General features: G+C 48.5%; 13 protein-coding genes. 7 read left to right on the top strand and 6 right to left on the bottom strand.

Features of this window, described 5'->3' with window-relative positions:
• Nucleotides 1–35: 35 nt before the first annotated feature.
• Nucleotides 36–1343, bottom strand: a complete 1308-nt coding sequence (gene gabT, locus NYE68_RS02475; RefSeq protein ID WP_033575077.1) for a 4-aminobutyrate--2-oxoglutarate transaminase — start codon at nt 1341–1343, stop codon at nt 36–38.
• A 107-nt stretch (nt 1344–1450) separates the two neighbouring features.
• Between gabT and NYE68_RS02470 the strand changes: the two genes are divergently transcribed.
• On the top strand, nt 1451–2860 hold the full coding sequence (locus tag NYE68_RS02470) for a PLP-dependent aminotransferase family protein (RefSeq protein ID WP_324636130.1): 1410 nt from the start codon (nt 1451–1453) through the stop codon (nt 2858–2860).
• A gap of 27 nt (nt 2861–2887) precedes the next feature.
• On the opposite strand, the gene NYE68_RS02465 is transcribed toward NYE68_RS02470, so the two are convergent.
• A complete protein-coding gene (locus NYE68_RS02465) occupies nt 2888–3202 on the bottom strand; it encodes a helix-turn-helix transcriptional regulator (protein WP_012116810.1) in 315 nt (104 codons plus the stop codon).
• Between the two features lie 141 nt (nt 3203–3343).
• Between NYE68_RS02465 and NYE68_RS02460 the strand changes: the two genes are divergently transcribed.
• The 4 genes from NYE68_RS02460 (at nt 3344) to NYE68_RS02445 (ending at nt 6872) form a co-directional block, all read left to right on the top strand.
• Nucleotides 3344–3631, top strand: a complete 288-nt coding sequence (locus tag NYE68_RS02460; protein WP_003156323.1) for a putative quinol monooxygenase — start codon at nt 3344–3346, stop codon at nt 3629–3631.
• A 16-nt stretch (nt 3632–3647) separates the two neighbouring features.
• The gene (nfsA, locus tag NYE68_RS02455; RefSeq protein ID WP_015416815.1) at nt 3648–4394 is read left to right on the top strand and encodes an oxygen-insensitive NADPH nitroreductase; all 747 of its coding nucleotides are present in this window, start codon (nt 3648–3650) and stop codon (nt 4392–4394) included.
• 160 nt (nt 4395–4554) lie between these two features.
• Nucleotides 4555–5430 (top strand): TetR/AcrR family transcriptional regulator, encoded by an 876-nt coding sequence (locus tag NYE68_RS02450; protein WP_015416814.1) that lies wholly within the window; start codon nt 4555–4557, stop codon nt 5428–5430.
• 17 nt (nt 5431–5447) lie between these two features.
• On the top strand, nt 5448–6872 hold the full coding sequence (locus NYE68_RS02445) for an MDR family MFS transporter (RefSeq protein ID WP_039252789.1): 1425 nt from the start codon (nt 5448–5450) through the stop codon (nt 6870–6872).
• 41 nt (nt 6873–6913) lie between these two features.
• Here NYE68_RS02445 and NYE68_RS02440 read toward each other — a convergent pair whose 3' ends face one another.
• Genes NYE68_RS02440 through NYE68_RS02425 form a run of 4 tightly spaced genes read right to left on the bottom strand, consistent with a single transcriptional unit; the run spans nt 6914 to nt 10522 of the window.
• Complete coding sequence (locus NYE68_RS02440; RefSeq protein ID WP_324636131.1) at nt 6914–7858, bottom strand: siderophore ABC transporter substrate-binding protein; 945 nt, start codon at nt 7856–7858, stop codon at nt 6914–6916.
• A gap of 21 nt (nt 7859–7879) precedes the next feature.
• Nucleotides 7880–8638 (bottom strand): ABC transporter ATP-binding protein, encoded by a 759-nt coding sequence (locus tag NYE68_RS02435; RefSeq protein ID WP_003156330.1) that lies wholly within the window; start codon nt 8636–8638, stop codon nt 7880–7882.
• Nucleotides 8632–9579: an iron chelate uptake ABC transporter family permease subunit gene (locus NYE68_RS02430; protein ID WP_014416905.1), complete on the bottom strand. Its 948-nt coding sequence runs from the start codon at nt 9577–9579 to the stop codon at nt 8632–8634. Before NYE68_RS02430 ends, NYE68_RS02435 begins: the two co-directional genes overlap by 7 nt.
• Entirely contained in the window at nt 9569–10522 is a 954-nt protein-coding gene (locus NYE68_RS02425; protein WP_015239156.1) for an ABC transporter permease, read from the bottom strand. The genes NYE68_RS02430 and NYE68_RS02425 overlap by 11 nt, the downstream gene beginning before the upstream one ends.
• 413 nt (nt 10523–10935) lie before the next feature.
• On the opposite strand from NYE68_RS02425, the gene NYE68_RS02420 reads away from it, so the two are divergent.
• Nucleotides 10936–12300, top strand: coding sequence for an aspartate kinase (locus NYE68_RS02420; protein WP_199022338.1), 1365 nt, complete (start codon nt 10936–10938; stop codon nt 12298–12300).
• Nucleotides 12301–12394: 94 nt separating this feature from the next.
• Nucleotides 12395–12490: a YjcZ family sporulation protein gene (locus NYE68_RS02415; RefSeq protein ID WP_012116800.1), complete on the top strand. Its 96-nt coding sequence runs from the start codon at nt 12395–12397 to the stop codon at nt 12488–12490.
• Nucleotides 12491–12617 lie beyond the last annotated feature (127 nt).

Raw genomic sequence — 12617 nt, 5'->3', positions numbered from 1 at the left:
AGCAGACACATCCGCCGGCATTCCAATAATTGAACTCACAGAGCTGCTTCGATAATGGAAAGGCCTTCTTTGAGCTGCTCATCCGTCACGACAAGCGGCGTCAGGAATCTGATAATGTTGCCGTTAATGCCGGCCGTCAGCAGCAGCAGTCCGTTCTCGTTCGCCGTTTTGGCGATCGCCGCGGCTTTTGCTTTGTCCGGTTCCCGCGTGTCCGGATCTTTGACAATTTCGATGGCCGCCATCGCGCCGAGTCTGCGCACTTCTCCGATGCAGGCATGCTCTTTTTTCCACTCGAGCGCTTGATGCTCGATGATCCGGCCGATCTCCTCGGAACGCTGATTCAGCCCTTCTTCTTCAATAATATCCAAGACCGCAAGCGCAGCCGCACAGCCGAGCGGGCTTCCCGCATATGTGCCCCCGAGTTCCCCCGGCGCGGCGGCATCAAGCATTTCCGCCCGGCCGATGACGCCGCTCAGCGGCAATCCGGCCGCAAGTGATTTGGAAACGGTGATCAAATCAGGAACGGCCCCGAAATGTTCAATCGCAAAATACGTTCCCGTTCTGGCAAAACCGGTCTGAATCTCATCCGCTACAAAAACGATGCCGTGTTTTTTACAAAAAGCGGCGACGTGCTGCACGAAACGTTTTGACGGAATGATGAAGCCGCCTTCTCCCTGAACCGGCTCCATGACGACACAGGCGACGGTTTCCGGTGCAACTGCGGCGATAAAGAAATCCTCAAAAGCGCTGATGATAAAGTCGTCATACTGCTCGTCGCTCATGCCGGCCGGCTTTTGATAATAATAAGGAAACGGCGCCTGATACACCTCTGAGGCAAACGGGCCGAAACCGAATTTATAAGGCTTCACCTTGCTCGTCATGCTCATCGTCATGTTCGTGCGGCCGTGGAACCCTCTTGTAAATGACACGACAGCCTGGCGCTTCGTATATTTTCTGGCGATTTTCACGGCGTTTTCCACCGCTTCCGCCCCCGAATTGAGAAAAATCGCTTTTTTCGCATGATCTCCCGGCGCAAGGGCGCAAAGTTTTTCGGCCAGCTCAATATAAGACGGATACATCATGACGTTAAATCCCGGGTGAATCAGATCCTCCGCCTGTTTCTTCACGGCCTCCACCACTTTCGGATGGGAATGGCCGACATTCAGCGTTCCGATCGCTCCGGCAAAATCAATGAATCGTCTGCCGTCCAAATCGTACAAAAGCGCCCCTTCCCCTTTTACCGCCATGCCGCGGTTTCCGTTGCCGACCCCCTTGGAAACGAATTGATCCCGTTTTTGCTGCCACTGGGCAGTTGTCACTTCCGATGATGCTGTTCGACTCATAGATTCCATCCCCCTGCATTGTTTTCTTATCATTCTGACTTCTTTTTGGTATGATGAAAAGTACCAAAACCAATTTATCCATGGTATCAGAAAGGGGCAGGGTCTGGATGCTGACGATTTCCATTGACCATTCGGAAACGGCGGATTATATCTATCAGCAGATCTATCAGCACATAAAAGCGGCCGTTTTGAAGCGCAGCCTGATGCCTCATACAAAGGTGCCGTCTAAACGAGAGCTTGCCGAGACGCTGAAGGTCAGCGTGAATTCAGTGAATTCAGCTTATCAGCAGCTGCTTTCGGAAGGTTATTTATATGCGGTCGAAAGAAAAGGTTTTTTCGTGGAGGAAATTGATACGGTTTATCATGAAGAAACGCCTTCGCTCCTATTGCCTGATGATTTGAAAGAGCGGGAGACGGATAAAAGCGGCTGGATTTCATTTTCACATATGAGCGTGGATACGGCGCATTTCCCCCTGAAAAGCTGGTTCCGCTGTGAGCAGAAAGCAGCCGCCCGTTCATTTCATACACTCGGAGAACTCGTCCATCCTCAAGGTTTATATGAAGTCCGTGAAACAATTTCGCGGCTTATTTCCCTGACAAGGGGCGTTACATGCCGCCCGGAACAAATCGTGCTCGGAGCGGGCACACAAATGCTGATGCAGCTGCTGACGGAACTGCTGCCAAAAGACGCGCTCTACGCCATGGAGAACCCGGGATATATGAGGATGTACCGGCTGCTGCAAAACCTCGGGAAAAAGGTTGCGACGATCAGCCTTGATGAAAAAGGCATGTCCATGAACGAAATCGAAAAACGCCGGCCCTCTGTATTGATCACCACGCCTTCCCATCAATTCCCCTCAGGCGTGATCATGCCGGCTTCCCGGCGGATTCAGCTTTTAAACTGGGCCGCCGAACAGAACGGCCGCTTCATCATTGAAGATGATTATGACAGTGAATTTAAATATGACGCCGATACGATACCGGCGCTTCAAAGCCTTGACCGGTTTCAAAATGTCATCTACATGGGGACCTTTTCAAAATCCCTTTTCCCAGGTCTGCGCATCAGCTATATGGTTCTGCCGCCCGGGCTTTTGCGGACGTTCAAAGAGAGAACGTATGACCTGCAAACGTGCAGCACGCTTGCCCAGCTCGCGCTTAAAGAATTTATCGAATCAGGTGAATATCAGAAACATATTAAAAAGATGAAGCAGCATTATAAGAACATGCGGGAATGCCTCATTTCGGCTTTGGAAGAAACATTCGGAGAAAGAATCAGTGTAAAGGGCGCCAATGCGGGGCTTCATTTTGTCACTGAGTTTGAATGCGCACGTTCAGAAAAAGAGATATTGGCACGGGCGGATGCAGAACAGCTCGATCTGTTTGCGATGAGCCGATTCCGTCTGAAAGCGGGAGGCGATTCAGATAAACCGCAGCTTATCCTGGGGTTCGCACGCCTGAAGGAGAGCGATATTCAAGAAGGCGTCTACAGGCTTTACCGGGCGGTTTTCGGCGCATAAAAAAACCCCCGGAATTCGGGGACTTATTTACCAGCGGTCCGGTTCTGTCTGCAAAATCGCCTCCAACAGGCCGGGAAACGCCGCTTGTAAATCATCTTTGCGCAGGGAATAATAACGGTGCTTCCCGTCTATGCGCACTTGGGCGATCCCCGCTTCCCGCAGCACTTTGAAGTGATGGGACAGCGTTGATTTAGCGACCCGGACATCAGCGCAGGTTCCGCACGTTTTTTCTGTTGTTTCCGCCAATTGTTTGACCAGCTCTAAGCGGAGCGGATCACTCAGAGCATGAAGAACCTTTGTCAGCTGTAAGCGTTCGGTTTCAGGATGGTTTGGAATGTTCATGAGTCAAATGTAACACAGATCATCGGCGGGTGACAATTTAGGCGGTGAGGGTTTTTCCTTTACCATTCGCAGCGAAACATGTTACAGTTAGTTCGATAATATTCGAACTATAACAAATAAACCCAATCAGGAGGAATAACAATGATCGTCTTACAGGCTTACATGAAAGTAAAAGCGGATAAACGCGAGGAATTTTTAGGAGAAGCGCAATCACTTGTTCAGCATTCACGCGCGGAAGAAGGAAATGTGCAATACGATCTTTTCGAAAAAGTCGGTGAGGAAAATACATTCGTTATGCTTGAGCAATGGAAAGATGAAGAAGCGATGAAATTCCACAACGCAACTGACCATTTCCAAGGATTCGTGGCAAAAGCAAAAGAAGTGCTGAGTGCGCCGCTTGACGTCGTCCGCACAGAACTGTCAGAGTAACGAAAGGATGAATGACATGAACGAAGTCCTTCAAATATTAACAGACCACCGTTCCATCCGCAGCTACACAGATGAACCCGTATCGGATGAGCAGCTGGACCTTATCATCCAAGCAACTCAGGCAGCGCCGACTTCCATTAACGGCCAGCAATTTACCGTTATTGCGGTGAAAGATAAGGAGCGGAAGAAAAAAATATCCGAATTGGCCGGCGGCCAGCCGTGGATTGACCAAGCGCCTGTTTTCCTTTTATTCTGCGCTGATTTTAACCGCGCCAAAATTGCGCTTGAAGAATATAATGATACACCGCTTGAGATCACGAACGGTTTAGAGTCCGTTCTAGTCGGAGCCGTAGATGTCGGGATTGCGCTGGGTACGGCAACGGCTGCGGCTGAATCAATGGGACTCGGCACTGTGCCGATCGGCGCCGTGCGCGGCAAGCCTGACGAACTCATTGAATTGCTGAAACTTCCGAAATACGTTTTCCCGGTTTCCGGTCTTGTCATCGGCCATCCGGCAGACCGCTCCGCGAAAAAACCGCGTCTGCCGCAAGCAGCCGTTCTGCATCATGAAACGTATCAAGAAGAAGATGTAAGAACCCATATCGAGGCCTATGACAAGCAGATGTCCGAATACATGAAAAAACGCACCGACGGACAGGAAACAAGAAACTGGTCACAAGGCATCACTTCCTACTATAAGCAGGTTTATTATCCTCACATTCGTGAAATGCTTGAAAAACAAGGGTTTAAGACGGATAAATAAGCGGATCAGCCTGCCGGAACACTCCGGCAGGTTTTTTCTATTTCTCAAACAAAAGCGTTGACACTATGTAAAAATTTTTGTTAATATTTTCATCATATACTCATTGGTTTTCTGTGAACCGATGGGTTTTCTATTGTGACGAAAGAAGGAATCTGGGCTTATGAATGATAAGAAAACGGATATTCTGCTGGCGGCAAGAAAGCTTTTTTCCGGGAAAAGCTTTTCGTCAGTTTCGATGCAGGCGATCGCAGAGGAGTGCAAAGTCTCCAAAGCATCTTTATATAAGCTGTTTGAATCAAAGGAAGACCTGCTGTTGGAGCTGCTCGACTTTAACCAGAAACAGATGGTAGCCGCCGCTTCATTATTGAATGAAGAAACAAGCCTCTCCCCTGAGGAACGGTTTGCCAAAAAACTGATGGCTGAGCTTGAAGGCTTCAGGCGCAATCAGCAGTTTTTTAATATGCTGATGTACGGAAGCCCCTCTTCCATTAATGAACGGGTAAAACGGCATATTCACAGGGCCCGCTCCACCTTTATCTGCTGGCATCGCGATTCACTGATTCAGACGTACGGTGAAGACATTATTCCTTATGTATGGGAGCTGGTAATCGTCCTGCAAGGGCTCCTGAGAGAATGCATCACGCTGATTAAGCTGGAAAAAGAACCGCTCGCCCTGGAGCCGCTCACGGAGTTTATCATCCGCCACCTCAATCTCATCGTCGAAAACAGGACAGCCGAAACCGCTTTGCCTCAGGAGATGATTGACCTTTATATCGCCTCCGCTTCCTCATTTGAGCCGAAAGACAAAACCGTATTGCTGGCTGAAAGCCTGAAGGAACTGAAAGAAGCCGTCTCAGCCCTTCCGGAGGAAAAATATGACGCCGCAGGACTCGCTTCCGCGGCGGCTATGCTGGAGAAAGAATCAGCGGACAAACAGCCGCGGGATTTTCTCATCAAAGCGCTTATCGGTTATTTGGAGCAGGCCGGACCGCTGCACCAGCCGCTTGCAGCCGTTAAAACATTGCTCAAACTATAAAGAAAGAAGGAATCAGCTTGAATAAGAGTATTAAAACTGCACCATACAACCGCTCTGTCATTGTCGGGATTCTTTTGGCGGGTGCGTTCGTCGCCATTTTGAACCAGACACTGCTTATCACGGCGCTGCCGCACATTATGAATGACTTCAATATAGACGCCAACAAAGCGCAATGGCTGACAACATCGTTTATGCTGACGAACGGGATTTTGATTCCGATTACCGCATTTTTAATAGAGAAATTCACAAGCCGCACCCTCTTGATTTCCGCCATGAGTATTTTCACGGCGGGCACCATTGTCGGCGCATTCGCCCCGAACTTTCCGGTGCTCTTGACGGCCCGGATTATCCAGGCAGCCGGTGCCGGAATTATGCTGCCGCTCATGCAGACGGTATTTCTCACGATTTTCCCGATGGAAAAGCGCGGCCGCGCCATGGGTATGGTCGGCTTGGTTATTTCGTTCGCCCCGGCGATCGGCCCGACGCTTTCCGGATGGGCGGTCGAAGCATTCTCTTGGCGGTCTTTGTTTTATATCATCTTCCCGATCGCAGTCATCGATTTGCTTTTAGCGATTATTCTGATGAAAAACGTCACGACATTACGAGAAACACAGATTGATATTGTATCCGTGATCTTATCGACCCTCGGATTCGGCGGTCTGCTTTACGGCTTCTCAAGCGCCGGTTCATCAGGGTGGACCAGTACTGAAGTGCTGACTTCGCTGCTTGTCGGAGCGGTCGCACTGATTTTCTTTATCGCAAGACAGATGAAGCTCAAAAAACCGATGCTGGAATTCCGCGTGTTTTCTTTCGGGATTTTCAGCCTGACCACCCTGCTCGGAACGCTTGTTTTCGCGCTGCTGATCGGAACGGAAACCATTCTCCCGCTTTACACGCAAAAAGTCCGGGGCGTATCCGCGTTTGATACCGGATTAATGCTTTTGCCGGGCGCGATTGTGATGGGGATGATGTCTCCGTTTATCGGCCGGGTGTTTGACAAAATCGGCGGAAAGGGCCTTGCGATGACCGGATTCTTCATCATCCTGCTCACGTCCCTGCCGTTTATGAATCTGACGGACTCGACGTCTCTCATTTGGATTGTCGTCGTTTATACCGCGCGGCTTTTGGGAACAGCCATGATTATGATGCCGGTGACGACAGCGGGTATCAACGCCCTGCCGCGCCACTTAATTCCGCACGGCACAGCCATGAACAATACCGTCCGCCAAGTCGGCGGTTCTATCGGTACGGCGCTGCTAGTTTCCGTGATGAGCAGCCAGGCCGCGCACGCAAATGCGACAACTCCGGCAAACGCCGCCCTGCACGGCATGAATGCGGCATTTGTCGTAGCCGCCTGCATCGCGCTGGCCGGCTTCCTCCTATCTTTTATATTGAAGAAAAAACCGCGTCAGCCCGAGCAGCAGCAGGCCGTTACGCGGTAAACCAAAAAGAACCCGATCACGTATGTGACCGGGTTCTTTTTTTACTTCTCGATTCCGTCTTTAACTTCTTTCACCATTTGCGCCATGGATTCCAGGCCGCCTCCTGATAAATACCATGTAGCTGAATCAAGGTAGACAACATGGTTGTTTTTCACGGCTTTCACCGATTTTACATAATCATTTTCAACCACTTGTTTTGTTGAAGATTTTGTGCCGATCGCTGTTCCGCGGTCAACGACAAACATATAATCAGGGTTTGTTTTGGCGATATATTCATAAGAAATGCTTTGTCCGTGCAATGAGGCTTCGATGTTTTTGTCAGCCGGTTTGACGCCGAACACATCATGAATGAAGCCGTATCTTGATTTAGATCCGAACGCGCTGATTTTGCCGTCGTTCGCCATCACCACTAACCCGTTTTTATCCGTGCTGCTTGTCTTTTTCTTCAGATCCGCAATGGATTTGTCAATTTTCGCAAGCTTATCTTTCACTTCATTTTCTTTGTTAAAGATTTTGCCGATCACTTCGGTGTTGTGCTTGAATCTGTCAACGTAGTTTGTATAGTCATCATCAAGGTAAATCGTCGGCGCGATTTTTGAGAACTCTTTATAAGAATCAGATTGTCTGTGAGCGATAATGATTAAATCCGGGTCAATATCCGCGACTTTTTCAAAATCCGGTTCTTTTAAACCGCCTGTATTGGTGTATTTATCACTTTTATATGAAGATAAGTATTTTGGAATGTTTTGTTTCGGAAGTCCCGCCACGTAATCCTGTAAACCGAGTTCATCCATCGTGTCCAGCATTCCGAAGTTGAATACGACGACTTTTTTCGGATTCTTCGGCACTTTGACGCCTTCTTTGTTCAGGTCATCTTTGATTGTGATTGTTTCTTTTGATTTGCCTGATGTTTTGTCCCCGTTTCCGCATGCAGAAACAACAAAAATCGTAACGAGCGCAATGAATAGCAATGCGAATTTTTTCATGACTTTCACCTCATCTGGTTTTTAAGAAAAGTACACACCGATCCGCTGACTGTCAATCTCTTGAATCGGGATGGTCATATCATAAATATCTTCAAGCACGGAGGTTTCAATGATCTCCTCCGCCGGCCCTTCTTTGACGATCCGGCCGTTTTTCAGTGCAACGATATGGTCTGAATATACGGATGCGAAGTTGATATCGTGAATCACTACGACGACCGTTTTTCCGAAGTCTTCCACAAGCCGCTTCAACAGCTTCATCATTTCAACGGAATGCTTCATATCTAAATTGTTCAGCGGCTCATCGAGAAAAATATAGTCCGTATCCTGAGCGATGATCATCGCGATAAACGCCCTCTGGCACTGGCCTCCGCTGAGCTGATCGAGATATTTATCCTTTAAGTCATCCAGCTTCATATAACTGAGTGCCTGGTTGATATGCACCCAATCTTCATCCGTCAGTTTCCCCTGGGAATACGGAAATCTGCCGAAGCTGACCAGGTCTTTAATCGTCAGCCTGATATTGATTTGGTTCGTCTGCTTCAGGATGCTGATTTTTTTTGCCAGATCGTTGCTTTTACAGGCCCCGATCTCTTGCCCGTCGACCGTGATTTCCCCGGAATCCGTCTTAATCAGCCGGCTCATGATAGACAGCAGCGTGCTTTTTCCCGCGCCGTTCGGACCGATAAATGAGGTGAGCCTGCCCTTTTGAATGGATAGAGACGTTTTCTCAAGGACGGTTTTCCCTCCGTATTGTTTGCTTACATTTTTGACCTCTACCATGATTTATTCTCCTTTAACAGCAGATAGATAAAATAAATCCCGCCGGCAAAATTAATGATGACGCTCAGCGTCGTGGAAAACGTGAACACTTTCTCCACGACGAACTGGCCCCCGACGAGCGCGACGATGCTGATCAGGACAGAACCCGCGATTAAATACGTGTGCCTGTAGGTTTTTAAAAACTCTCTCGCCAGATTGACGACAAGCAGTCCTAAAAACATAATCGGCCCGACAAGAGCCGTCGAGACAGACACAAGAATGGCGACGACAATGAGCATCTGTTTCACAAGCTTATCGTAATCAATCCCCAGGTTGACGGCGTGCTCCCTGCCGAGCGACAGCACGTCAAAAAACCGCGTGAACCGCCAGACATAAATGCCCGTCAGAAGAAAGACAGCACCGGCAAACCATAAAAGATCGGTGTTGATATTGTTAAAGCTGGCAAACATTTTGTCCTGAACAACCTGGAACTCATTCGGATCAATCAGCATCTGCATAAAGGATGACAGACTGTTGAACAGCGTGCCGAACACGACGCCGACAAGCAGAAGGAAAAACACGTTCCGCCCCTCTCCTTTAAACATGAGCTGGTACAAAACGAGTGACAAGAGCACCATCAGCCCGACGGAGATGACGAAATTAAGATTTTTGTTCATCATGACGATATTCATTGAACCGAACAGGAACACGATGACGGTCTGAATGAGCATATACAGGGAATCGAGGCCTAAAATGCCCGGTGTCAGTATGCGGTTATTTGTAATCGTCTGGAAGATGACCGTTGAAAACGCGATCGCTCCTCCGGTGAGCATCATGGCAAGCACTTTGAAGCATCGTCTCGGCAGGGAGTATTCCCAATTGCCCAGTCCGTAGAACAGGAAGAATCCGATACATATCATGGCGAGCGCCGCCAGCAGCGTAATTTTTTTATTATGACTCATATGCTTTTCTCCTTAACAGCATATACAGGAAGATGCCGCTGCCGATAACACCGACCATCAGGCCGATGGAAATTTCGTACGGGAAGATGATCACCCTTCCCAAAATGTCGCAAAACAGCACAAAAACAGCGCCCAGCAGAGCGGTGTGAGGCAGGCTGCTCCTCAGGTTGTCCCCTTTGTAAATCGACACCATATTGGGAATGATCAAACCGAGAAACGGCAGCATCCCGACGGTCAGGATCACCAGTGAAGCGATGAGCGACACGATAATCAGACCGATATTAACGACGCGTTTGTATTTCAGGCCGAGATTGACGGAAAAGCTCTCTCCCATTCCCGCCACCGTAAATTTATCCGCATACACATAAGCGATGATCACCAGCGGGATACTCAGATATAAAAGCTCATACCGGCCTTTGACGACCAGTGAGAAATCTCCCTGCAGCCAAGACGACAGGTTTTGGATCAGGTCATATTTATATGCGATAAACGTGGCGATTGAGCTGACGATGTTCCCAAGCATTAAACCGACGAGAGGAATAAAAATCGCATCATTGAACTTGATTCTCTCGAGGATTTTCATGAAAAGGAAATTTCCCGCCAACGCGAAAACGAAAGCGATAGACATTTTCACAAGCGGACTCGCTGACGTAAAAAGCATTAATGAAATCAAGATTCCGAGCCTTGCCCAATCCATCGTTCCCGCAGTCGTCGGCGATACAAATTTATTCCGGCTGATCTGCTGCATGATTAATCCGCAGATGCTCAGGCTCATGCCGGCGATGATAATGCTCACCAAACGCGGCAGCCGGCTGTCAAACAATGTACCCGCCTGTTCTTTATTTAAATGAAAAATATCCAGCGGCGACAAATCTTCTACACCGATAAATATAGAAGTACACGCCAAAACCGCCAGTAGCAAAAGTAAGTAACGTAGCTTCATGCTGCCTCCCTGCACCCATCACAAACGGTATGACTGATTGCCAAACAACTCCCATATATCCCACTCGTAATGATTATCATTATCAACGACAATTATAATCTTATCATCTTTCCAAGCGCAGTCAATACAGTTTTGCTTTCAAAAGCGGTCATCCGCGGGCCGTACACTAAATTGTCTTACAATCAGTCTATCAAGAATTTGCAGGATTTTCTATAACCTACATTTGGCTGCTTATCATTTTTTGCACATGATAACACGCTTGAGGGAAACAAATCTGACAAACAGCGGCAAAATTCCTCCATGAAAATACAAATGTTCTCCCCACGTAGAAAAAATCCTTGATTTACATGTTTGAAAGAGAGATAATAAAAATTAAATTTGTGAGAAAATTTAAATATTAGGGGATGTAAATCATGAAAGTTGTAAAATTCGGAGGCAGCTCTCTTGCGTCAGGAGCCCAGCTTGAGAAAGTGTTTCAAATCGTGACGGCTGATCCCGCGCGGAAAGCCGTCGTCGTATCGGCACCGGGAAAACGCTTCTCGGACGATACAAAGGTGACGGATCTGTTAATCCGCTGTGCGGAGCATTATTTGCAAAAAGGTGCAGCGCCCGAGCTTGCCGAAACGGTCATTGAACGGTACGCCGCCATCGCGCGTGAGCTGAACCTGGATTTCTCTATTATAGAAAGAATCCGCAGTGACCTATTCGCTCTTTTAAACAGCTGTAAAACCAATCCCGAACAATATATGGATGCGGTGAAGGCGAGCGGCGAGGACAACAACGCGAAGCTGATCGCAGCCTACTTCCGTCGGCAGGGCGTGAAAGCGGAATACGTAAGTCCGAAAGAAGCGGGGCTGTTTGTGACGAATGAACCCGGAAGCGCGCAGGTGCTCCCTGAGTCTTATGATCATTTGTACCGTCTGAGAAACCGTGAAGGCTTGATCATTTTTCCGGGATTCTTCGGTTACACGAAGGATCATGAGATTGTGACGTTTTCCAGGAGCGGTTCTGATATTACCGGCTCCATTCTCGCCAGCGGCTTAAAAGCCGACCTGTACGAAAACTTTACTGATGTGGACGCCGTCTATTCCGTCAACCCGTCAATCGTGCGGCATCCGAAAGAAATTAACGAACTGACGTATCGGGAAATGCGTGAGCTCTCCTATGCCGGATTTTCCGTTTTTCATGATGAAGCGCTGATTCCCGCATTTCGGGCCGGCATCCCCGTTCAGATTAAGAATACGAATAATCCGGATGCGAAAGGAACACGCGTCGTCAGCAGCCGTGACAATACGAACGGGCCAGTCATCGGCATCGCAAGCGACACGGGCTTTTGCAGCATTTACATAAGCAAATATTTAATGAACCGGGAAATCGGTTTCGGCCGCAAAGCCCTTCACATTTTGGAGGAAGAAGGATTGACGTATGAACACGTTCCATCCGGCATTGACGACATCACGATCATCCTTCGGCACAATCAGATGGACTCAGAACTGGAACACAGGCTCGTCACCCGTCTGAAGCAGGAACTTCAAGCAGATGAAGTCACAGTCAGGCACAATCTGGCGCTGATTATGGTCGTCGGGGAAGCGATGCGCCATAATGTCGGCACAACCGCCAGGGCATCCAAAGCACTGTCGGAAGCCGGCGTCAACATCGAGATGATCAATCAAGGGTCATCGGAAGTCAGCATGATGTTCGGAGTGAAAGAAGAACAGGAAAAACACGCGGTGCGGGCACTGTATGACGAATTTTTCGCCGGAGTCTTACTCTCATAGGACACAGCCTCTTTTTTCTCTTGTCCACTAGTATCCCTTACAAAGCAGCTTCTTTTACATATTGTATGGTATAGACAATATGGAGGTGAAGCTCATGTCAGGATATTCTGGAATCAGCTCTTTCGCTTTGATCGTTGTTTTATTTATCCTGTTGGTTATTGTAGGTACTGCCTATGTTGGCGGTTTCTAAGCATCACTCCGTCTATATGAGGACGCTGCGGGTTTTGACCTGCGGCGTTTTCTTTTGTTTTCCGCCGCTGTCCGAGTCCGGCCGCGCAAAAAAAGACTGCCGGGAACATTCCCAGGCAGTCTTTTCC

Source organism: Bacillus sp. FSL R5-0447 (assembly GCF_038606125.1).
GTDB lineage: Bacteria > Bacillota > Bacilli > Bacillales > Bacillaceae > Bacillus > Bacillus velezensis.
The sequence above is the reverse complement of the archived record's forward strand: the minus strand, read 5'-3'. Positions and strand labels throughout refer to the sequence as shown.

What these genes read in the sequence shown, in the direction of transcription:
- NYE68_RS02415 (WP_012116800.1), top strand. Translation starts at nt 12,395, where the DNA reads ATGTCAGGATATTCTGGAATCAGCTCTTTCGCTTTGATCGTTGTTTTA.
- NYE68_RS02460 (WP_003156323.1), top strand. Translation starts at nt 3,344, where the DNA reads ATGATCGTCTTACAGGCTTACATGAAAGTAAAAGCGGATAAACGCGAG.
- NYE68_RS02470 (WP_324636130.1), top strand. Translation starts at nt 1,451, where the DNA reads ATGCTGACGATTTCCATTGACCATTCGGAAACGGCGGATTATATCTAT.
- NYE68_RS02450 (WP_015416814.1), top strand. Translation starts at nt 4,555, where the DNA reads ATGAATGATAAGAAAACGGATATTCTGCTGGCGGCAAGAAAGCTTTTT.
- NYE68_RS02425 (WP_015239156.1), bottom strand. Translation starts at nt 10,522, where the DNA reads ATGAAGCTACGTTACTTACTTTTGCTACTGGCGGTTTTGGCGTGTACT.
- nfsA (WP_015416815.1), top strand. Translation starts at nt 3,648, where the DNA reads ATGAACGAAGTCCTTCAAATATTAACAGACCACCGTTCCATCCGCAGC.
- NYE68_RS02465 (WP_012116810.1), bottom strand. Translation starts at nt 3,202, where the DNA reads ATGAACATTCCAAACCATCCTGAAACCGAACGCTTACAGCTGACAAAG.
- gabT (WP_033575077.1), bottom strand. Translation starts at nt 1,343, where the DNA reads ATGAGTCGAACAGCATCATCGGAAGTGACAACTGCCCAGTGGCAGCAA.
- NYE68_RS02420 (WP_199022338.1), top strand. Translation starts at nt 10,936, where the DNA reads ATGAAAGTTGTAAAATTCGGAGGCAGCTCTCTTGCGTCAGGAGCCCAG.
- NYE68_RS02430 (WP_014416905.1), bottom strand. Translation starts at nt 9,579, where the DNA reads ATGAGTCATAATAAAAAAATTACGCTGCTGGCGGCGCTCGCCATGATA.
- NYE68_RS02435 (WP_003156330.1), bottom strand. Translation starts at nt 8,638, where the DNA reads ATGGTAGAGGTCAAAAATGTAAGCAAACAATACGGAGGGAAAACCGTC.
- NYE68_RS02440 (WP_324636131.1), bottom strand. Translation starts at nt 7,858, where the DNA reads ATGAAAAAATTCGCATTGCTATTCATTGCGCTCGTTACGATTTTTGTT.